18 protein-coding genes are annotated in these 20,278 nt (G+C 60.7%); 14 read left to right on the top strand and 4 right to left on the bottom strand.

The window, feature by feature from the left end:
• The 6 genes from ACF6ZU_RS21190 (at window position 1) to ACF6ZU_RS21215 (ending at window position 5,928) form a co-directional block, all read left to right on the top strand.
• Entirely contained in the window at window positions 1-2,208 is a 2,208-nt protein-coding gene (locus ACF6ZU_RS21190) for a bifunctional prephenate dehydrogenase/3-phosphoshikimate 1-carboxyvinyltransferase (RefSeq protein WP_392893859.1), read from the top strand.
• On the top strand, window positions 2,205-2,894 hold the full coding sequence (gene cmk / locus ACF6ZU_RS21195) for a (d)CMP kinase (protein ID WP_008148720.1): 690 nt from the start codon (window positions 2,205-2,207) through the stop codon (window positions 2,892-2,894). The genes ACF6ZU_RS21190 and cmk overlap by 4 nt, the downstream gene beginning before the upstream one ends.
• Window positions 2,895-3,014: 120 nt before the next feature.
• Entirely contained in the window at window positions 3,015-4,709 is a 1,695-nt protein-coding gene (gene rpsA / locus ACF6ZU_RS21200; protein ID WP_007939922.1) for a 30S ribosomal protein S1, read from the top strand.
• A gap of 218 nt (window positions 4,710-4,927) precedes the next feature.
• A complete protein-coding gene (locus tag ACF6ZU_RS21205) occupies window positions 4,928-5,206 on the top strand; it encodes a hypothetical protein (RefSeq protein WP_392886672.1) in 279 nt (92 codons plus the stop codon).
• Window positions 5,207-5,354: 148 nt separating this feature from the next.
• Complete coding sequence (gene ihfB, locus ACF6ZU_RS21210) at window positions 5,355-5,651, top strand: integration host factor subunit beta (protein ID WP_392886674.1); 297 nt, start codon at window positions 5,355-5,357, stop codon at window positions 5,649-5,651.
• A 19-nt stretch (window positions 5,652-5,670) separates the two neighbouring features.
• Complete coding sequence (locus ACF6ZU_RS21215; protein ID WP_392886675.1) at window positions 5,671-5,928, top strand: LapA family protein; 258 nt, start codon at window positions 5,671-5,673, stop codon at window positions 5,926-5,928.
• A 73-nt stretch (window positions 5,929-6,001) separates the two neighbouring features.
• On the opposite strand, the gene ACF6ZU_RS21220 is transcribed toward ACF6ZU_RS21215, so the two are convergent.
• Window positions 6,002-7,027 (bottom strand): glycosyltransferase family 4 protein, encoded by a 1,026-nt coding sequence (locus ACF6ZU_RS21220; RefSeq protein WP_392886677.1) that lies wholly within the window; start codon window positions 7,025-7,027, stop codon window positions 6,002-6,004.
• 348 nt (window positions 7,028-7,375) lie between these two features.
• Between ACF6ZU_RS21220 and ACF6ZU_RS21225 the strand changes: the two genes are divergently transcribed.
• The 3 genes from ACF6ZU_RS21225 (at window position 7,376) to fabF (ending at window position 10,017) form a co-directional block, all read left to right on the top strand.
• Window positions 7,376-7,711 (top strand): ComEA family DNA-binding protein, encoded by a 336-nt coding sequence (locus ACF6ZU_RS21225; RefSeq protein WP_392886679.1) that lies wholly within the window; start codon window positions 7,376-7,378, stop codon window positions 7,709-7,711.
• A 204-nt stretch (window positions 7,712-7,915) separates the two neighbouring features.
• Entirely contained in the window at window positions 7,916-8,710 is a 795-nt protein-coding gene (locus ACF6ZU_RS21230; protein ID WP_392886681.1) for an SDR family NAD(P)-dependent oxidoreductase, read from the top strand.
• Window positions 8,711-8,742: 32 nt separating this feature from the next.
• Entirely contained in the window at window positions 8,743-10,017 is a 1,275-nt protein-coding gene (gene fabF, locus ACF6ZU_RS21235; protein WP_392886683.1) for a beta-ketoacyl-ACP synthase II, read from the top strand.
• Here the strand turns inward: fabF and ACF6ZU_RS21240 are convergent.
• From ACF6ZU_RS21240 to eat, 3 genes are all read right to left on the bottom strand, one after another.
• A complete protein-coding gene (locus ACF6ZU_RS21240) occupies window positions 10,014-10,571 on the bottom strand; it encodes a TetR/AcrR family transcriptional regulator (RefSeq protein ID WP_392886685.1) in 558 nt (185 codons plus the stop codon). The genes fabF and ACF6ZU_RS21240 overlap by 4 nt on opposite strands.
• A gap of 246 nt (window positions 10,572-10,817) precedes the next feature.
• Window positions 10,818-10,985, bottom strand: a complete 168-nt coding sequence (locus tag ACF6ZU_RS21245) for a DUF2897 family protein (RefSeq protein ID WP_064678955.1) — start codon at window positions 10,983-10,985, stop codon at window positions 10,818-10,820.
• A gap of 124 nt (window positions 10,986-11,109) precedes the next feature.
• Window positions 11,110-12,474 (bottom strand): ethanolamine permease, encoded by a 1,365-nt coding sequence (eat, locus tag ACF6ZU_RS21250; RefSeq protein ID WP_392886688.1) that lies wholly within the window; start codon window positions 12,472-12,474, stop codon window positions 11,110-11,112.
• Window positions 12,475-12,889: 415 nt separating this feature from the next.
• On the opposite strand from eat, the gene kdpF reads away from it, so the two are divergent.
• From kdpF to ACF6ZU_RS21275, 5 genes are all read left to right on the top strand, one after another.
• Complete coding sequence (kdpF, locus tag ACF6ZU_RS21255; RefSeq protein WP_007899818.1) at window positions 12,890-12,979, top strand: K(+)-transporting ATPase subunit F; 90 nt, start codon at window positions 12,890-12,892, stop codon at window positions 12,977-12,979.
• A gap of 8 nt (window positions 12,980-12,987) precedes the next feature.
• Window positions 12,988-14,697, top strand: coding sequence for a potassium-transporting ATPase subunit KdpA (kdpA, locus tag ACF6ZU_RS21260; RefSeq protein WP_392886697.1), 1,710 nt, complete (start codon window positions 12,988-12,990; stop codon window positions 14,695-14,697).
• Window positions 14,698-14,707: 10 nt separating this feature from the next.
• Window positions 14,708-16,765 carry a potassium-transporting ATPase subunit KdpB gene (kdpB, locus tag ACF6ZU_RS21265; RefSeq protein ID WP_392886700.1) on the top strand — a complete coding sequence of 686 codons (2,058 nt, stop codon included), beginning with the start codon at window positions 14,708-14,710 and terminating at the stop codon, window positions 16,763-16,765.
• A gap of 141 nt (window positions 16,766-16,906) precedes the next feature.
• Window positions 16,907-17,452, top strand: a complete 546-nt coding sequence (kdpC, locus tag ACF6ZU_RS21270) for a potassium-transporting ATPase subunit KdpC (RefSeq protein WP_392886702.1) — start codon at window positions 16,907-16,909, stop codon at window positions 17,450-17,452.
• A gap of 131 nt (window positions 17,453-17,583) precedes the next feature.
• The gene (locus tag ACF6ZU_RS21275; RefSeq protein ID WP_392886704.1) at window positions 17,584-20,235 is read left to right on the top strand and encodes a DUF4118 domain-containing protein; all 2,652 of its coding nucleotides are present in this window, start codon (window positions 17,584-17,586) and stop codon (window positions 20,233-20,235) included.
• The last annotated feature ends 43 nt before the right edge of the window (window positions 20,236-20,278 follow it).

A 20,278-nucleotide genomic window follows, 5' to 3' on the forward strand; every position in this document is an offset into this window, starting at 1 on the left:
ATGATCGGTCGCCTGGTGGTGGTCGGTCTGGGGTTGATCGGCGGCTCGTTTGCCAAGGGGCTGCGTGAAAGCGGCCTGTGCCGCGAAGTGGTCGGTGTCGATCTCGATCCGCAATCGCGCAAGCTCGCGGTTGAGCTGGGCGTAGTGGACCGTTGTGAGGAAGACCTGGCGGTAGCCTGCCAGGGGGCTGACGTAATCCAGCTGGCGGTGCCGATCCTGGCCATGGAAAAAATGCTCGGTCGTCTGGCCGCCATGGACCTCGGGCAAGCGATCCTGACCGACGTCGGCAGCGCCAAGGGCAACGTCGTGCGCGCCGCGACCGAAGCGTTTGGCGGCATGCCGCCGCGTTTCGTGCCGGGCCATCCGATCGCCGGCTCAGAGCAGAGCGGGGTGGAAGCCTCCAATGCGGAGCTGTTCCGTCGTCATAAAGTGATTCTGACACCGCTGGATCAAACCGATCCGGCCGCGCTGGCAGTGGTTGACCGTTTGTGGCGCGAACTGGGCGCCGATGTCGAGCACATGCAGGTCGAGCGTCACGACGAAGTGCTGGCGGCGACCAGCCATTTGCCACACTTGCTGGCGTTCGGTTTGGTCGATTCGTTGGCCAAGCGCAATGAAAACCTTGAGATCTTCCGTTACGCTGCCGGCGGTTTCCGCGATTTCACAAGAATCGCGGGGAGTGACCCGGTCATGTGGCACGACATCTTCCTCGCCAACCGCGAAGCTGTCCTGCGCACGCTTGATACATTTCGCAGCGACCTCGACGCCTTGCGCGACGCGGTCGATGCAGGGGATGGGCACCAATTGTTGGGCGTGTTCACGCGCGCCCGGGTTGCCCGCGAACATTTCAGTAAAATCCTGGCTCGCCGGGCTTATGTGGACGCTATGAACTCCAACGACCTGATTTTCCTGGGACAACCTGGTGGCCGCCTGACTGGGCGGATTCGTGTACCGGGCGATAAATCGATTTCCCACCGTTCGATCATGCTCGGCTCTCTGGCTGAAGGCGTCACCGAAGTCGAAGGCTTCCTCGAGGGCGAAGACGCCCTGGCGACCCTGCAGGCTTTCCGTGACATGGGTGTCGTGATCGAAGGTCCGCACCATGGTCGCGTGACCATCCACGGCGTCGGCCTGCATGGCTTGAAACCGGCGCCGGGCCCGATCTACCTGGGCAACTCTGGCACGTCGATGCGTCTGCTGTCCGGCCTGCTGGCCGCGCAGAACTTCGACAGCACCCTGACCGGTGACGCTTCGCTGTCCAAGCGCCCGATGAATCGCGTGGCCAACCCGCTGCGGGAAATGGGCGCGGTGATCGAGACCGCCGCTGAAGGGCGTCCGCCGATGACCATTCGCGGCGGCAACAAGCTCAAAGGCCTGACCTACACCATGCCGATGGCCAGTGCCCAGGTGAAGTCCTGTCTGTTGCTGGCGGGTCTGTACGCCGAAGGGAAGACCACCGTTACCGAGCCTGCTCCGACCCGTGATCACACCGAGCGCATGTTGCGCGGTTTCGGCTACCCGGTCACCGTCAACGGCGCCACCGCGTCGGTCGAGTCCGGGCACAAGCTGACCGCAACCCACATTGAAGTGCCGGGGGATATTTCGTCTTCCGCGTTCTTCCTGGTGGCGGCATCGATCGCCGAAGGTTCGGAACTGGTGCTCGAGCACGTCGGCATCAACCCGACCCGTACCGGCGTGATCGACATCCTGCGCCTGATGGGCGCTGACATCACTCTGGAAAACCAGCGTGAAGTCGGCGGCGAGCCGGTAGCGGACCTGCGCGTGCGGGCAGCTAAACTCAAAGGCATCGAGATTCCCGAAGCGCTGGTGCCACTGGCCATCGACGAATTCCCGGTGCTGTTCGTGGCGGCGGCGTGTGCCGAAGGGCGCACCATTCTGCGCGGCGCTGAAGAGCTGCGAGTCAAGGAGTCGGACCGGATCCAGGTCATGGCCGACGGCTTGCTGGCGCTGGGCGTCAAATGCGAACCGACGCCGGACGGCATCATCATCGACGGCGGCCTGATCGGCGGCGGCGAAGTGCACGGTCACGGCGATCACCGGATTGCCATGGCCTTCAGCGTGGCGTCGCTGCGCGCTACCGCACCGATCCGCATCCATGATTGCGCCAACGTCGCGACCTCGTTCCCGAACTTCCTGGCGCTGTGCGCTCAGGTCGGTATCCGCGTTGCACAAGAGGCTCAGTCGTGATTATCAAGCCACCGGTCATCACCATCGACGGCCCTAGCGGGTCGGGCAAAGGCACTATCGCCGGCATTCTGGCCAAGCGTCTGGGCTGGTGTCTGCTGGATTCCGGTGCGTTGTACCGTCTGTTGGCATTTGCCGCGCGAAACCACGGTGTGGATCTGACTAACGAAGAGTCGTTGAAGCTGCTGGCGGCTCATCTGGACGTGCAGTTCGTCGGAGCGACCGAAGGTCATCCGCAACGCATCATCCTTGAAGGTGACGATGTCACCGATGATCTGCGCAATGAACAGGTCGGTGCGTGGGCCTCGCAAGTGGCGGCGTTGCCCGCCGTGCGCGACGCCCTGCTGCAGCGCCAGCGGGCTTTTCAGGAAGCGCCGGGCCTGGTGGCCGATGGCCGCGACATGGGCACCGTGGTTTTTCCGGATGCTCCGCTGAAGATATTCCTCACTGCCAGTGCCGAGGAGCGTGCGCGCCGTCGATACTTGCAGTTGAAGGGCAAAGTCGATGGTGTTAGTCTGTCGAGTCTGCTAGATGAGATACGTGTCCGCGATGAGCGTGACACCCAGCGAGCGGTAGCCCCGCTCAAGCCGGCGGCTGACGCCATTCAGCTGGATTCCACGGAATTATCCATCGACCAGGTGCTGGAACGCATCATGAGCGAGATCGCCATTCGCGATATCGCCGGGTGACCAAGACGCCTCGCAGGGGACCAGTCATAGTCCTGCGGTGCTTCTTCTAAATGAAACTAACCCACATCGTCTGGGATGTGGAGATGGGCGTATTCTTCGCCCTTATCAACAGGAATTAAAATGAGCGAAAGCTTTGCGGAACTCTTTGAAGAAAGCCTAAAAACCCTGAACCTTCAGGCAGGCTCCATCATCACCGGTGTTATCGTTGATATCGATTACCAAGCTCGCTGGGTAACCGTTCACGCTGGCCTGAAGTCTGAAGCACTCATCCCGCTTGAGCAGTTCTACAACGACGCTGGCGAACTGAACATCAACGTCGGTGACGAAGTTCACGTTGCTCTGGACTCGGTTGAAGACGGCTTTGGTGAAACCAAGCTGTCCCGTGAAAAAGCCAAGCGCGCTGAATGCTGGATTGTTCTGGAAGCTGCCTTCGCAGCCGAGGAAGTGGTCAAGGGCGTTATCAACGGTAAGGTTAAAGGCGGCTTCACTGTCGACGTTAACGGCATCCGTGCGTTCCTGCCAGGTTCCCTGGTTGACGTCCGTCCTGTGCGCGACACCACGCACCTGGAAGGCAAAGAGCTGGAATTCAAGGTCATCAAGCTCGACCAGAAACGCAACAACGTTGTCGTTTCCCGTCGCAGCGTCCTGGAAGCCGAGAACTCCGCCGAGCGTGAAGCTCTGCTGGAATCCCTGCAGGAAGGCCAACAAGTCAAAGGTATCGTCAAGAACCTCACCGATTACGGCGCATTCGTCGATCTGGGTGGCGTCGATGGCCTGCTGCACATTACCGACATGGCTTGGAAGCGTATCAAGCATCCTTCCGAAATCGTCAACGTTGGCGACGAGATCGATGTCAAGGTTCTGAAGTACGATCGCGAGCGCAATCGTGTTTCCCTGGGCCTGAAGCAACTGGGCGAAGATCCATGGGTTGCTATCAAAGCCCGTTACCCAGAAAGCACTCGCGTTACCGCTCGTGTAACCAACCTGACCGACTACGGCTGCTTCGCTGAGCTGGAAGAAGGCGTTGAAGGTCTGGTACACGTTTCCGAAATGGACTGGACCAACAAGAACATCCACCCTTCGAAAGTCGTACAAGTCGGCGACGAAGTGGAAGTTATGGTTCTGGACATCGACGAAGAGCGTCGTCGTATCTCCCTCGGCATCAAACAGTGCAAATCTAACCCATGGGAAGATTTCTCTGGCCAGTTCAACAAGGGCGATAAAATCTCCGGCACCATCAAGTCGATCACCGATTTCGGTATCTTCATTGGTCTGGACGGCGGCATCGACGGTCTGGTTCACCTGTCCGACATCTCCTGGAACGAAGTGGGCGAAGAAGCCGTTCGCCGCTTCAAGAAGGGCGACGAGCTGGACACCGTTATCCTGTCGGTTGACCCAGAGCGCGAGCGCATCTCCCTGGGCATCAAGCAACTGGAAAGCGATCCGTTCTCCGAGTACGTTCAAGAGAACGACAAAGGCGCAATCGTTAAAGGCATCGTGAAAGAAGTTGACGCTAAAGGCGCCATCATCACTCTGGCCGACGATATCGAAGCGACTCTGAAAGCCTCCGAAATCAGCCGTGACCGCGTTGAAGACGCGCGCAACGTTCTGAAAGAAGGCGAAGAAGTAGAAGCCAAGATCATCAGCGTTGACCGTAAGAGCCGTGTAATCCAGCTCTCCATCAAGTCGAAAGACGTTGAAGAAGAGAAAGAAGCAATCCAGAGCCTGCGCGACAAGCCAGCTTCGGACACTGCTGCTCCTGGTCCTACCACTCTGGGCGACCTGTTGCGTGCACAAATGGAAAAACAGAACTAAGTTCTGTCAGACCATAGAAAAAGGGCGACTTCGGTCGCCCTTTTTTGTGCCTGCGATTTGATGTAGCAAACGTTCGCGCTGAGTCAAACTGCTTGCCCATGAAACGAACAGGCCTGCTAGGCGGTCTCTTTCGTTAACAGGATCAATCATTTATTTGCAGCTAATCTCTAGCCAGAAGCGAACGACAGCCGGGAAGGGCATCCGGCATAAGGAAATGAATGAATAAGCTCATTGTCGCAATAGCATTACTGACATTGGCGGGTTGTACAACTAATGCCAGGACCCATGCAGCGCGCGGAGTCAGCGGTATCGAGGTTGATTGTTCGGGGTTAGGTTCGGGGTGGGAAAAGTGCCATAAGCGCGCTGCCAAAGAGTGCAAGGGGGCTGGCTACAAGGTAGTGACGAGATCTGATGATGCCAAGGAAGAAGATGAGTTTCCTTTTGGCTTCAACCCTGCGGGCTACCTGACGCGCACCATGCTGGTTATCTGTCGTTAAGGAGGCAGGGCAGGAGTAACGCGCGCTCTGAAACTGTGCACGCTGTGGTCGACAAAGATATGTCAAGTCTCGGGCTGTTCAAATTCTTCCGGGCATGCTAAAACCTTTGAAGCGCTTTTCCTAGCTGCTTGAAAAAGAAGGGAAAAATATGACGAAGTCGGAGTTGATCGAACGAATTGTCACCCATCAAGGGCTGCTCTCATCGAAGGATGTGGAGCTGGCAATCAAGACCATGCTCGAGCAAATGTCCCAATGTCTGGCCACTGGTGATCGTATCGAGATCCGTGGTTTTGGCAGCTTCTCCCTGCACTATCGTGCGCCACGCGTAGGTCGCAATCCTAAAACCGGTCAGTCCGTCAGTCTTGACGGAAAGTTTGTACCGCATTTCAAGCCAGGTAAGGAATTGCGAGACCGGGTAAACGAGGAAGAAGAAAATGACCTTTGATTACCGGCATGAGGTTTAGATGAGTAGCCTCAAGCGAGTAACAGCACTAACGCTGATATTGCTGTTGGTTGCGCTGGTGGTGATCTTCATTCTGGAGAATAACCAGCCCGCAACGCTGACCTTTTTAGGATGGTCGACCCCGCAACTTCCCTTTGCATTCTATATCGCCATGGCGTTGCTGTTAGGGTGGGTCGCAGGGCCGTTAATGAGCTGGGTTGTAGGCAGGGGAGTGAAGCGCCGAAGCAAGGAAAGCTCCAAGCGATTGAGCGGAATGTAAAGCGGAGCACCCTGAACAGGGGCTCCGCCGGTAAAAACTACATTGTTCCGCTCAGTGTGGTGTTTCGACCAAATCAGGTCGGTACAGGCGCTTCAAGTTCCCCTGCATGAAATTTCGTCGCGAGAACGATCAGTGGGGCGTAGGCAATCACGACTCCCCAGGCTCCATCAAGGCCCAGTTGAGTGACGCAATAAGCAATGGGCAACAACCAGAATATGTTGATTGCGCCGACAGCGAGCGTGACAGGCAAATGCTTGCCATAGTGGCGTGAAGCAAATTGATAGGCGTGGCTGCGGTGAGCCTCATAGACTTTGTCGCCGCGAAGCAGTCGACGTATCAAGGTAAACGTTGCGTCGACGATGAAGACACCCAGCAGAATCAGCCAGGCCCAGAGCAGGTCTGACGACACCCAGGCTGCCTGTAAAGACAAAGCCCCCAAGGCGATGCCGAGAAAGCCGCTTCCTGCATCGCCCATGAATATCCGCGCCGGTGGGAAATTCCAGATCAGGAAACCGATCACGGCAAGCGCCATCGCCAACGGCCCCCAGATCAGTGTCGAGGCGCCACTTAGCCAGTAAAGCAAGCAGGCTCCGATACAGGCGGACAACGCTTCAATGCTCGCAATTCCGTCGATTCCGTCCATGAAATTGTAGAGATTGAGCAGCCACACCAGGTAAACCACCGCGAGGCAATTGCCGATCCAGGCCAGGTTCAGGCTTGTGCCGAAAAACTCGATCGGAGGAAGCCCGCCCAGCCACGCCAAGGCCCATATGCTGGCGGCAAAATGCCCAAGCAGTCGCCATCGGGCAGCGATGTGGCCATGATCGTCCATGAAGCCGATAACGGCCACGATTGCGCCGCTGCCTCCTATGGCGAGCAGGTCCTGCCACGGAAAAAGTCCGAAAAACCCCAGGGCCGGAAGTGCAATCAGGAACGTCACTACGATGGCAACCCCTCCGCCACGCGGCGTTGGGATGGTATGGGAGCTACGAGCATTCGGGATGTCGATGATGCTTCGAGACAACGCATATCGCCGCAGGGCAGCGGTCAACACGAAAGACAGAAAAGCCAGGGCCGGGGCCAACCACAAGTAAATCATTGTTCTTGATGTTCCCGAAAATGTAACGCAATGATCCCCCGAGGCTGCTCGATATTCGGCCTGAAAGATTGCGGTTTTGGGTGATATCGATCTGCAACGATCCGCATAGATGACGGGAAAGTGCCTTTTAATCCAGGACAGCGGCTCCGCGTCTGGAATGCGCAGAAGTATAACCGGGTCTGGTGGGGGATATCGATGCGATGTCGGCTGATTGGTGCACTGCCCGTTCGCGTCGACTGTTTCATATCCTGTAACCAACGCATTTTTGACAGGCTCCCCACATCGCCTAAGTTTGGAGGGCAGCTTCGGAAAAGCTGCTTTCCCAATCGATGTCATGGAGCGTCACTTATGCATACTGGTTACTTCCACTCTCTGGTTTTTGCCTTGCTCGCCAGCGTCTCTGTTGCAGCCATCGCTGCGCCGACAGCCAAACCTGAGGCGGGTAACGCACCTCTGGTCGTGGAGATTTCACCTGAAACCCAGTCGGAAAAGGTCGACCTGAACCTGGCTGATGCGCCGACCCTGCAGCGAGAACTGGCGGGTGTGGGAGAGGCGAAGGCCAAGGCGATTGTTGCATATAGGGAGAGCAATGGGCCGTTTGCCTCGGTAGACGAATTGCTCGAAGTCAAAGGCATCGGTAAAGCGATTCTGGATAAGAACCGCGAAAAGCTCGATGTGAACTAAGCTTGTAATCCAGCGCCAGAGGCCGGTCATTGACCGGCCTTTTTGCATTTCGGCTCAGGTGGAGTCTGACGCCTTCGGTCGTCTCATGAAAAATTACGTCTATCATATTGCGTTTGGATTATGCCTATAATAATCACGCCATCGCCGAAGCGTTCCGAGATTTCGGCGCCTTTTCTTATCCCAGGTTCTTCCAGGAGCACTGCCATGAATTCTGTTCAGACCCAAGGTACGGCCCTCGTCACGGGTGCTTCCTCAGGCATCGGCGCGGTCTATGCTGATCGACTGGCGAAGCGCGGTTTTGATTTGTTGCTGGTTGCGCGTGACGAGCAGCGGCTGGAGGCCGCCGCGAGCAAGTTGCGCGCCGAGCATGGTGTTCAGGTCGAAGTGTTGAAGGCGGATCTCACGCAAAAAGATGATGTGCTGAAGTTGGAGCAGCGCCTTCGCAGTGACTCAAGTATCAGCCTGTTGCTGAACAATGCCGGTGTCGCAACGGATGGTTTGTTGGCCAATTCAGACATGGATCAGCTGGAAAAGCTGATTCAACTGAACGTCACCACCGTCACCCGGCTGGCATCGGTGGCGGCCGCCAGTTTTGCCAAGGCTGGACGAGGCACGATCATCAATATCGCTTCAGTGGTGGCACTGTTTCCCGAGCGTTTCAACGCCACATACAGTGCCAGCAAAGCTTATGTGCTAAGCCTGACCCAGTCGTTGAACGCCGAGCTAGACGGCACCGGCGTCAAGGTGCAAGCCGTGTTGCCCGGCGTAACGCGCACCGAAATCTGGGAGCGTTCCGGTATCGACGCCAGCCAGATCCCGGCGGACATGGTCATGGAAGCGGGTGAAATGGTCGATGCGGCGCTGTCGGGCCTGGACCAGGGTGAGTTGGTCACCATTCCTTCGTTACCGGATGCCGCTGACTGGAACGCCTTTGTTGCAGCGCGGCATGTGATGGCGCCAAACCTTTCCAAAAGCAAAGCCGCTGCGCGTTACAAATAAAACGCCAGTAATCGGCATGAGGACGTTGCGGTATGAGTGATCGTCGAGTGGTTGTAACAGGTATGGGGCTGGTGTCGCCGCTGGGTAGCGGAGTCGAGGCGGTCTGGGCACGTCTGCTGGCCGGGCGCTCCGGGTTGCGCAATTTGCCGGACGACGTCGTCGCAGATCTGCCGGCCAAGGTGGGCGGTTCCGTGCCAATGCTGGCTGAAGACGCCGAGGCGGGCTTTGATCCTGACCGGGCCACGCCCCCCAAAGAACAGAAGAAGATGGACCGCTTCATCCTGTTTGCCATGGAGGCGGCGCGTCAGGCGCTGGAGCAAGCCGGTTGGCAGGCGCAGGACGTTGAGGCCCAGGAGCGCACGGCTACCATTATCGGTTCGGGTGTCGGTGGTTTCGGCGCGATCGCCGACGCGGTGCGCACCACGGACAGCCGTGGGCCGCGGCGTTTGTCGCCATTTACGATCCCGTCCTTTCTGGTCAACCTCGCTGCCGGGCATGTGTCGATCCAGCATGGCTTCAAAGGCCCCTTGGGGGCTCCGGTAACGGCCTGCGCGGCCGGGGTTCAGGCGATTGGCGACGCGGCGCGGCTGATTCGTAGTGGCGAGGCGGATATTGCGGTGTGTGGCGGTGCGGAAGCGGCGATCGATCGCGTCAGCCTCGCCGGGTTTGCCGCCGCCCGGGCCTTGTCCAGCGGCTTCAACGACACCCCGGAACGCGCTTCGCGTCCTTTCGACAGTGATCGCGATGGTTTCGTCATGGGCGAGGGCTCGGGCCTTCTGGTGATCGAGTCCCTGGAGCATGCCCTGGCTCGAGGTGCACAACCGCTGGCGGAGCTGGTCGGTTACGGCACCAGCGCCGACGCCTATCACCTGACCGCGGGGCCTGAGGATGGCAGCGGGGCGCGACGGGCGATGTCACTGGCGTTGGCCCAGGCGGGTATTTCGCCCTCACAGGTGCAACATCTCAATGCGCATGCAACCTCGACGCCGGTTGGCGACCTCGGTGAACTGGCCGCGATCAAGTCACTGTTCGGCGCGAACAATGGCATTGCAGTGACTTCGACCAAATCCGCGACCGGGCATCTGCTCGGTGCAGCGGGCGGGATCGAGGCGATCTTCACCCTTTTGGCGATTCGCGATCAGGTGGTGCCGGCAACCCTCAACTTTGAAACCCCGGACCCGGCGGCGCAAGGGGTGGACATCGTCCACGGTCAGGCGCGATCGATGGCGATTGAGTATGCGCTGTCCAACGGCTTTGGCTTTGGCGGGGTCAATGCCAGCGTGTTGTTCAAACGCTGGCAGGGTTAGTCCAGCGAATGCTTCAGGTGATCGCGTGTGACGTCGAGAATCCGCTGAGCCAGCTCGGCGCTCTCGACACTGCGCGACAGCAGCAGCGCCCCGACCAGGGCAGACATGATGAAGATGCTCCGGTCGGCGGCATCCTCGCCTTCGAGGGTGCCTTCTATCTGTTCCAGCCGTGCATTGAGCACCACATCGGAAGTCGGACTTGGCTGGCCGCGCAGGCCGAGTTCGGATGACATGGTCGGCAGCGGGCACCCTTCATGGGGTGAGGTCTGGTGCCATTCGGACAAGTAGGTATCGATGAACGCCTCCAGTGGGCGTTCCTGCGCAAACAGTTCGGCGCAGACGACTTCAACCTCGGCACCAGCAGCCTGCAAGGCTTTTTCTACCAGCTCATCCTTGGACTTGAAGTGCGAATAAAAGCCACCGTGGGTCAACCCCAGCGCTTTCATCAAAGGTTGCAGGCCGGTTGCGCTGATCCCGTCACGGCGAAATCGCGCTGCAGCTTCCTTGATGATGCGTTGGTGGGTCTGAGCTTTATGGTCCTGCGAGTAACGCATCTTGTATCTCCGCAACAATGCGTCATCTTAACCAATGAAAATGGGATGGTGACTGTACTTCTACTTCTAAAAAGCATGCAGATGCGTCGAACTTCGTCATAGCGAATTTATTGAGATGGCACGAGGGAGACGCGTTTATCTTGAGTACACGCGTTATCGTTGACGTCCATCGTCGAGACGCCGCCCGGAGCAATCTCGCTCCTAAGGGAAGAAAAAAACCCGCGATTAGAAGCGGGTTTTTTTGTTTCAGCGGTCCTGCGCATCCTTGGCATCCGCTTGCGCATTGCGTTCAGCAACACGTTTACGCTGTTCTTCGGTCAGTTCGACCTTGTTGGCGGTGTCACGCAGCATCATCAGACCACCGACGATCGAGCCGATTGCAACGACCAGAATCAACCAGGCATACCAGGGCATAGGGCTCTCCTTGAGGGCAGGCCGATTGGCGGATTTCGCCAATCGATCGTGCATACCACTTTGAGCGATTCATTTTCGCAGTGGTTCCATTCTATGCCTGATATGACCGTGGCACGGTGGCTGTTTACAACCCGGTGAGCATCGCGTCCGCCGGTGCATCCGCCCGCAACTGCGCGGTCAGCATGAAGTACACGAAACCCACCACCATGAAGCCGAGGAAGATCAGGCCGATCAGCGCGTTGAACCAGGCCATCGCGACCAGGCACACCACCGCCAGCACCAACGCAATCGCGGGCACCAACGGATAACACGGCGCGCGGAAGGTGCGTTCCAGGTTTGGCTCGGTTTTACGCAGTTTGAACAGGCTGAGCATGCTCATGATGTACATCACGATCGCACCGAACACCGCCATGGTAATCATCGCCGCTGTCAGCGTCATGCCGCCCAGATTGATCAGGCCATCGCTGTAGATTGCCGCGATACCGATGATGCCGCCGGCGATGATCGCCCGGTGCGGGGTCTGGAAGCGCGACAATTTCGCCAGTGACGCCGGCAGGTAACCGGCACGGGCGAGGGCGAAGAACTGTCGCGAGTAGCCGAGGATGATCCCGTGAAAACTCGCCACCAGGCCGAACAGGCCGATCCACACCAGCATGTGCAGCCAGCCGGAGCTTTCGCCGACCACGGTTTTCATCGCTTGCGGCAGCGGGTCGTTGATGTTCGACAGGGTGCGCCAGTCGCCGACGCCGCCGGCGAAGAACATCACGCCCATCGCCAACAGCACCAGGGTCAGGATGCCGCTGATGTAGGCCTTGGGAATCGTGCGTTTCGGGTCCTTGGCTTCTTCGGCGGCCATGGCGGCGCCTTCGATGGCGAGGAAGAACCAGATCGCGAATGGAATCGCGGCGAACATCCCGGCAATTGCCGGTGCGCCGAACACATCTGAACCGGCCCAGCCATTGAGCGCGAAGTTACTGAAGCTGAACGCCGGGGCGACCACGCCCATGAACACCAGCAGTTCGGCAACGGCCAGCACGCAGACCACCAGTTCGAAGGTCGCCGCCAGTTTCACCCCGAGGATATTCAGGCCCATGAACACGATGTACGCACCGACCGCTGCGTGCTTCGGGTCGAGCGCCGGAAACTGCACATTCAGGTAGGCGCCGATCGCCAGGGCGATGGCCGGTGGGGCGAAGACGAATTCGATCAGCGTCGCCAGCCCGGCGATCAATCCGCCTTTCTCGCCAAAGGCGCGGCGGCTGTAGGCAAAGGGACCGCCGGCATGAGGAATGGCGGTGGTCAGCTCGGTGAAGCTGAAGATGAAGCAGGTGTACATCGTGGCGACCATGAACGAGGTCACCAGAAAGCCCAGAGTCCCGGCCACGCCCCAGCCGTAACTCCAGCCGAAGTACTCACCGGAAATCACCAGCCCGACCGCGATGCCCCAGAGGTGCAGCGTGCCCAGCGTGGGTTTGAGTTGTGTGTTCATGCGTTTGCTCCCTGAACGGTTTGGACAGCTCGGGGGGAGGGCGTGTGCAGTGGGCGTGCCAGTATTGTGGGGGCGGTCGTAAAGCGTAAAAAGGTGTCGTATCGGGGATGTTCGCTGCTGAATGGGCTTTTCTTGTGCATCAGTTGAGGGCGTTGGTGTCTGTTATGCCGTCTTCGCGGGCAAGCCCGCTCCCACAAGGATATGCGGTTGTCGATGCAACCTCGTCCCCTGTGGGAGCGAGCCTGCTCACGAAGACGGCAGAACAGACACCACAAAACCAAGCTGTAACGCCCGCATAAACCCACTCTTTACGCTTTCTTTATGCCCCGCCACACCCCTCGGTCTCGTTCCTTTACAGCCTTCCTTCCGACAATGGCTCCACACGCGGCAATACGCCGTAACACGGAGAACTTCCATGAGCGTTCTGGACGGGGTGTCACTGCTGTTGGCAGTGGGGCTGTTCATTTATCTGTTGGTTGCGCTGTTGCGCGCGGACCGGAACTAGGAGCGGCTATGCACAGTTATGACTATTGGCTGATCCTGGCCTTCTTCGCCGTGGTGCTGATCCCGGCACCGTTTCTCGGACGGTTCTACTACAAGGTCATGGAAGGCCAGCGCACCTGGCTGACACCGATCCTCGGACCGGTCGAACGTGGTTGTTATCGAGTGGCCGGCGTGGATCCGCAGGACGAACAGAGCTGGCAGAAATACACGCTTGCGTTGCTCGCGTTCAACCTCGCGGGCTTCCTGCTGTTGTTCGTGATTCTGTTGTTCCAGGACCACTTGCCGCTCAACCCGCAAAACCTGCCGGGGCAGGAGTGGACGCTGGCGTTCAACACCGCCGTCAGCTTCATGACCAACACCAACTGGCAGGCCTACAGCGGCGAAGCCTCGCTGAGTTACCTGAGCCAGATGGCCGGCCTCACCGTGCAGAACTTCGTCAGCGCCGCCACCGGCCTCGCTGTGTTGGTTGCACTCTGTCGAGGTATAGGGCGCCGCGGTATCGGGCGCGAGTCGACCCCTACCCTGGGCAACTTCTGGGTCGACATGACCCGCGCCACCCTCTACGGCCTGCTGCCGCTGTGCCTGCTGCTGGCGCTTTACCTGGTCTGGCAGGGCGTGCCGCAAACCTTCGCGCAGTACGTGAATGCGGTGACGATGCAGGGCGTCGATCAGGTGATACCGCTCGGCCCGGCCGCCAGCCAGATTGCGATCAAGCAACTGGGCACCAACGGTGGTGGCTTCTTCGGCGTCAACTCGGCGCACCCGTTCGAGAACCCGACGGCGTGGGCCAACCTGTTCGAAATGGCCTCGATCATCCTGATCCCGGTCGCGCTGGTGTTCACCTTCGGCCACTACGTGAAAGACCTGCGTCAGAGCCGCGCGATCATCGCCTGCATGCTGGCGCTGTTCCTGATCGGCGGCGCGACTTCGCTGTGGGCTGAATACCAGCCGAACCCGAGCCTCAACAACGTCGCTGTCGAACAGACCGCGCCGCTGGAAGGCAAGGAAGCGCGCTTCGGCACCACCGCGACCGTGTTGTGGTCGGTGACCACCACGGCGGCGTCCAACGGCTCGGTCAACGCCATGCACGACAGCCTCAACCCGCTGACCGGCATGGTCGCGATGGTCAACATGATGGTCGGCGAAGTGATCTTCGGCGGCGTCGGCGCCGGCCTCTACGGCATGTTGCTCAACGTGCTGATCGCCGTATTCCTCGCCGGCCTGATGATCGGCCGCACCCCGGAATACCTCGGCAAGAAACTGCAAGCGAAGGAAGTGCAATTGCTGGTGGTGACCCTGCTGGTGATGCCGGTTGGCGTGCTGGTGCTCGGCGCAATCGCCGCGAGCCTGCCGGGCCCGGTGGCCTCCGTGAGTAACCCTGGCGCCCACGGTTTCAGCCAGTTGCTTTACGCCTACACCTCGGCCAGTGCCAACAACGGTTCGGCGTTCGGCGGCTTCGGCGCCAACACCGCGTTTCACAACCTGATGCTCGGTCTGGGCATGTTAATCGGTCGCTTCGGTTACATCCTCCCGGTACTGGCCCTGGCCGGCAGCCTGGCGATGAAGAAAACCGCTCCGATCGGCCAGAACAGCTTCCCGACCCACGGCCCGCTGTTCGTGACCTTGCTGACCGTGACCATTTTGCTGGTGGGTGGTTTGACCTTTCTGCCGACGCTGGCGCTGGGTCCGATTGCTGAACACTTGAGCATGGGCTTCTAAGGAATCAATGATGAATATGCCCGTAGTTAAACCGGTTGCCGCCAAAGCACCGGAACAACCGAAAACCGCGATCTCGGCCCTGTGGCGTCCGGCGCTGGTGCAAGCCTTCGTCAAGCTCGACCCACGGCAATTGCAGCGTGCGCCGGTGATGCTGGTGGTCGAACTGACCGCCGTGCTGACCACCGTGCTGTGCTTCATTCCCGACAGCGCCGTGCCGACTTTCGTCGCCGCGCAAATCGCCTTGTGGCTGTGGTTCACCGTGCTGTTCGCCAACTTCGCCGAAGCCTTGGCCGAAGGTCGCGGCAAGGCCCGCGCCGACAGCCTCAAGGCCGGCAGCGAAGGCTTGAGCGCCCGCCGCAAAACCGCCAACGGCGCCTTTCAAGTGGTGCCGGCGACCAGCCTGCGCAAGGGCGATGTGGTGCGCGTCGAAGCCGGGGAAATGATCCCCGGCGACGGCGAGGTCATCGAAGGCATCGCGGCGGTCAACGAAGCAGCGATTACCGGGGAATCCGCGCCGGTGATTCGCGAATCCGGCGGCGACCGTTCGGCCGTCACCGGCAACACCCGGCTGGTGTCCGACTGGCTGCTGGTGCGCATCACCGCCAACCCCGGCGAGTCGACCCTGGACCGCATGATCGCGCTGGTCGAAGGCGCCAAGCGCCAGAAGACCCCCAACGAAGTGGCGCTCGACATCCTGCTGATCGGCCTGACCCTGATCTTCCTGCTGGTGGTCGTGACCCTGCAACCGTTCGCCCACTTCGCCAATGGCAGCCTGCCGCTGGTGTTCCTGGTGGCGTTATTGGTCACGCTCATCCCGACCACCATCGGCGGTTTGCTCTCGGCCATCGGTATCGCCGGGATGGACCGCCTGGTACGCCTGAACGTGATCGCCAAATCCGGGCGCGCCGTGGAAGCGGCGGGGGACGTGCACGTCCTGCTGCTGGACAAGACCGGCACCATCACCTTCGGTAACCGTCGTTGCACCGCGGTTTATCCGGCGCCGTGCGTGAACGCCAAGGAAATGGCCGAGGGCGCGCTGTTCGCCTCGCTGGCCGATGACACGGCGGAAGGCAAGTCCATCGTCGAGTACCTGCGCGGTGTTCATCCACAGCCCGAGCCGTCCACCGACGTGCTGACAGCGGTGCCGTTCAGCGCCGAGACGCGCTTGTCCGGTGTCGACTATCAGGGCCGTGTGTACCGCAAAGGCGCGGTGGATTCTCTGCTGGCGTTCGTCGGTCTGAAACGCGCTGACCTGGCCCCCGCGCTGTCCCGGGAAATCGACAAGATCGCCCAGAGTGGCGGCACGCCGTTGCTGGTCTGCGCCGACGGCAAACTGCTCGGCGCCATCCACCTCAAGGACGTGGTCAAGCCAGGCATTCGTGAGCGTTTTGCAGAACTTCGCAAGCTGGGGATTCGCACCGTCATGGTCACCGGCGACAACCCGCTGACCGCTGCGGCGATTGCTGCTGAAGCCGGGGTCGACGATGTGCTGGCCGAGGCCACGCCGGAGAAAAAACTGGCGCGCATTCGCCACGAACAGAACGATGGTCGGTTGGTCGCGATGTGCGGCGACGGCGCCAACGATGCCCCGGCATTGGCCCAGGCGGACGTCGGCATGGCGATGAACGATGGTACGCAAGCGGCGCGTGAGGCGGCGAACATGGTCGACCTCGACAGCGACCCGACCAAGTTGCTGGACGTGGTGCAGATCGGCAAGGAATTGCTGGTGACCCGCGGTGCGCTGACGACTTTTTCCATCGCCAACGACGTGGCCAAGTACTTCGCGATTCTGCCGGCGCTGTTTGCCTCGATCTATCCGCAACTCGGTGTGCTCAACGTCATGCACCTGAGCAGTCCGCAGAGCGCGATTCTCTCGGCGATCGTGTTCAACGCCCTGATCATCGTCGTGCTGATTCCACTGGCCTTGCGCGGTGTGCGAGTGCAGGCGGCGAGTGCGGCGGCGTTGCTGCGGCGCAACCTGTTGATCTACGGGCTGGGCGGGATTCTGGTGCCGTTCGTGGGCATCAAGGCGATCGACATGCTGTTGACGGCGTTGCATCTGGTTTAAGCGCCAACTCCTGTAGGAGCGAGCTTGCTCGCGATGGACGCTAACGATAACGCGTTCTGTCTGAGTGAACGCGTCGCGGCCTCTTTCTTCGCGAGCAAGCTCGCTCCTACAGGTTATTCATTCGAATTCGAGGATTTTGAAATGTCCACAATGATACGTCCGGCCCTGAGCCTGCTGGTCCTGATGACCCTGATCACCGGCGTGGCCTACCCGCTGGTGGTCACCGGTGTCGCTCAGGTCGCGTTCCCCGACCAGGCCAACGGCAGCCTGGTGCGCGATGCCGACGGCAAGGTCCGTGGCTCGGCCCTGATTGCCCAGGATTTCGTCGGTGACGCCTGGTTCCATCCACGGCCTTCGGCGGGTGCGTTCGCCACCGTGTCGAGCAGCGCCAGCAACCTCTCGCCGAGCAACCCGGCGCTGGCTACCCGAGTGATCGACGATGCCAACAAATTGCTGGTGCCGGGCCAGGGGCCGGTGCCGCTGGCGCTGCTGACCACCTCGGGCAGCGGCCTCGATCCGCACTTGCCACCGGCGGCGATTGCCTATCAACTGGCGCGTGTTGCGGCGGCGCGGAATGTGCCGGTGTCTACGCTTCAACAGTTGATGAACGCGCACATCGAACAGCCTTTGGTGGGGCCGCCGGTGGTGAATGTGTTGGCGCTGAATCTGGCGTTGGAAAAGTTGTAAATCGGTGGCGCCGCTAATCGCGAGCAGGCTCACTCCTACAGTTGATCGCATTCCAATGTGGGAGCGAGACCGGCTTGCCGGCGAAGGCGGCATAACAGTCACCACATCAACAACAGAAAGAGATCCCAAACATGAGTGACTCCGGCCGCGCCGACGCGCTGTTAGCAGACCTGCCCCGCGATGGCCGTGGCCGGCTCAAGGTTTTCCTCGGCGCCGCACCCGGCGTCGGCAAGACCTACGCGATGCTGCAAGCGGCCCACACCCAATTGCGCCAGGGCGTGAAAGTCATCGCCGGCGTGGTCGAAACCCACGGTCGCGCCGAAACCGAAGCATTGCTTGGCGGCTTGCCCCAGCAACCGCTGGTGCGCTCGGAATACCGTGGCGTGATGCTCGAGGAAATGGACCTCGACGGCCTGCTCGCGGCCAAGCCGAAACTGGTGCTGGTGGACGAACTGGCCCACAGCAACGCCCCCGGCAGTCGTCACGCCAAACGCTGGCAAGACATCCAGGAACTGCTCGCCGCCGGCATCGACGTGTTCACCACGGTCAACGTCCAGCACCTTGAAAGTCTCAACGATCAGGTGCGCGGCATCACCGGCGTGCAGGTCCGCGAAACCCTGCCGGACTGGGTGCTGCAGGAAGCCTATGAACTGCTGCTGATCGACCTGCCGCCACGGGAATTGCTCGAGCGCCTGCGCGACGGCAAGGTCTACGTGCCGGAACAGGCGCGGGCGGCCATCGATGCATTTTTCACCCAGACCAACCTCACCGCCCTGCGTGAACTGGCGATGCAAACGGCGGCGGCCCAGGTCGATAACGATCTGGCCCAGGGGTATCGCCAGCTCGGTCAGGCCGCACCCGCCGTACGAGGGCGTCTGCTGGTCGGCGTCGATGGCGATGCCCAGGCCGAACGTCTGGTGCGGCATGCCAGCCGAGTGGCGCAACGTCGGCACTTGCCTTGGAGCCTGGTGCATGTGGATAACGGCAGCGTACGCGACGAACAATCGCGCCTGCGCCTGCAAAGTGCTCAGCAGCTGGCGGAAAGGCTGGGCGGCGAAGTGGTGCTGTTGCGGGCCGGTGAAGTGGCGAAAACCCTGATCCAGCACGCCGCGGAACGCCGGGCGAGCCTGGTGCTGGTCGGCCAGTCGCGGCAGCGTTTGCGCCGGCGACTGTTCGGCGGCGGGCTGGCGTCACGCTTGCTGCGCGATGCGCGCGGGCTGGAAATCAACGTCCTCGACAGTGATCACGAACAGCATCAGCCACGCCCGCGTTCGACCCAGTCGCTGGTGTGGTTCGACTACGCGCTGGCCGTGGTGGCGACACTGTTGGCCAGTGCGTTGGCCTGGGCCGTGGCGAGTGTCTTGCCGCTGCCGAACATCTCGCTGGTGTTCCTCGCGGCTGTGTTGCTGGTGGCGGTGCGCAGCAGTCTGGGCCCGGCGCTGGCCTGTGCGGCGCTGTCGTTCCTGACCTATGACTTTCTGTTCATTCCGCCGAATTTCTCCTTCAGCATCCAGCGCGAAGAAGACGTGTTGACGCTGCTGTTCTTCCTGCTGATGGCGGCGCTCACCGGCAATCTCGCGGCTCGCCAGCGCCGGCAATTGCAGGCGTTGCGCGACACCCAGGAAGAGACCACCGAACTGCTCGACCTGTCGCGCAAACTCACCGCCGCCACCGACCGCCAGGCCGTGATCAGCGCCGCTGCTTCTCATCTCGAAGGCTGGAGCGACCTGCAACTGTGTCTGCTTAATCGCGACGGTCAGGCCGGCTGGAAAGTCGAAACCGGTGGCCCGCTGGCGTTCACCGAAGCCGAACGCGCCGCCGCCGATTGGGCCTGGCAGCACGATCAACCGGCGGGCGCCGGCACCGGCACGTTGCCGTTCGGGCGCTGGTGGTGGTGGCCGCTGTCCGTGGAAGACGGTCCGCTGGCGCTGCTCGGCGTCTGTGCCAAGGAAGGCCAGACCTTGAGTGGCCAGCGTCGGCGTTTGCTCACGGCCCTGAGCCAACCGCTGGCCCAGGCGCTGGCCCGGGCACAACTGGCCGACGATCTGGAAGCGGCGCGCCTGCACGGCGAAACCGAGCAACTGCGCAGCGCCTTGCTGGCTTCGGTGTCCCACGATTTGCGCACGCCGCTGACGTCCATGCGTGGCAGCATCGACAGCCTGTTGGCGCTGGGCGAGGCGATCCCTTTGGAGGATCGCCGCGAACTGCTCGAAGGCACGCGCGATGAAGCCGAGCGCCTCGACCGCTACATCCAGAACCTGCTGGACATGACCCGTCTCGGTCACGGCGCATTGAAGCTGGCGCGGGACTGGGTGTCGCCCGCCGACATCGTCGGCAGTTCGCTCAATCGCCTGCGCGCGGTGCTCGGCCCGTTGCAGGTCAGCACCGACGTGCCGCCCGAGTTGCCGCTGCTGTACGTCCACGCCGCGTTGATCGAGCAGGCGCTGGTCAATGTGCTGGAAAACGCCGCGCGGTTTTCACCGGCCCATGGGCGTCTGGAATTGCGCGCCGGGGTCGAAGGCAATGAACTGTTTTTCTCGGTGAGCGATGAAGGGCCGGGTATTCCGCAGGAGGAGCGGGCGAAGATTTTCGACATGTTCTACACCGCCGCGCGAGGTGATCGTGGCGGGCAGGGCACCGGGCTGGGGCTGGCGATCTGTCAGGGCATGGTCGGTGCGCATGGCGGGCGGATCAGTGTCGGCGACGGCATCGAGGGGCGCGGCACCTGCATCACGCTGCACTTGCCCTTGCAGGAACAACCGGGGTACGAAGGTGAAGCCTGATCGTGCCTGCGCTACTCTTTGCCACCTCTCTTTGTTGATATGA

It is taken from the genome of Pseudomonas migulae (assembly GCF_043225285.1).
Lineage (GTDB): Bacteria > Pseudomonadota > Gammaproteobacteria > Pseudomonadales > Pseudomonadaceae > Aquipseudomonas > Aquipseudomonas migulae_C.

Bases quoted from the DNA above. Each gene is read 5' to 3' on its own strand.
- ACF6ZU_RS21190 (WP_392893859.1), top strand. From the start codon at position 1: ATGATCGGTCGCCTGGTGGTGGTCGGTCTGGGGTTGATCGGCGGCTCG.
- rpsA (WP_007939922.1), top strand. From the start codon at position 3,015: ATGAGCGAAAGCTTTGCGGAACTCTTTGAAGAAAGCCTAAAAACCCTG.
- ACF6ZU_RS21205 (WP_392886672.1), top strand. From the start codon at position 4,928: ATGAATAAGCTCATTGTCGCAATAGCATTACTGACATTGGCGGGTTGT.
- ihfB (WP_392886674.1), top strand. From the start codon at position 5,355: ATGACGAAGTCGGAGTTGATCGAACGAATTGTCACCCATCAAGGGCTG.
- ACF6ZU_RS21215 (WP_392886675.1), top strand. From the start codon at position 5,671: ATGAGTAGCCTCAAGCGAGTAACAGCACTAACGCTGATATTGCTGTTG.
- ACF6ZU_RS21220 (WP_392886677.1), bottom strand. From the start codon at position 7,027: ATGATTTACTTGTGGTTGGCCCCGGCCCTGGCTTTTCTGTCTTTCGTG.
- ACF6ZU_RS21225 (WP_392886679.1), top strand. From the start codon at position 7,376: ATGCATACTGGTTACTTCCACTCTCTGGTTTTTGCCTTGCTCGCCAGC.
- ACF6ZU_RS21230 (WP_392886681.1), top strand. From the start codon at position 7,916: ATGAATTCTGTTCAGACCCAAGGTACGGCCCTCGTCACGGGTGCTTCC.
- fabF (WP_392886683.1), top strand. From the start codon at position 8,743: ATGAGTGATCGTCGAGTGGTTGTAACAGGTATGGGGCTGGTGTCGCCG.
- ACF6ZU_RS21240 (WP_392886685.1), bottom strand. From the start codon at position 10,571: ATGCGTTACTCGCAGGACCATAAAGCTCAGACCCACCAACGCATCATC.
- ACF6ZU_RS21245 (WP_064678955.1), bottom strand. From the start codon at position 10,985: ATGCCCTGGTATGCCTGGTTGATTCTGGTCGTTGCAATCGGCTCGATC.
- eat (WP_392886688.1), bottom strand. From the start codon at position 12,474: ATGAACACACAACTCAAACCCACGCTGGGCACGCTGCACCTCTGGGGC.
- kdpF (WP_007899818.1), top strand. From the start codon at position 12,890: ATGAGCGTTCTGGACGGGGTGTCACTGCTGTTGGCAGTGGGGCTGTTC.
- kdpA (WP_392886697.1), top strand. From the start codon at position 12,988: ATGCACAGTTATGACTATTGGCTGATCCTGGCCTTCTTCGCCGTGGTG.
- kdpB (WP_392886700.1), top strand. From the start codon at position 14,708: ATGAATATGCCCGTAGTTAAACCGGTTGCCGCCAAAGCACCGGAACAA.
- kdpC (WP_392886702.1), top strand. From the start codon at position 16,907: ATGTCCACAATGATACGTCCGGCCCTGAGCCTGCTGGTCCTGATGACC.
- ACF6ZU_RS21275 (WP_392886704.1), top strand. From the start codon at position 17,584: ATGAGTGACTCCGGCCGCGCCGACGCGCTGTTAGCAGACCTGCCCCGC.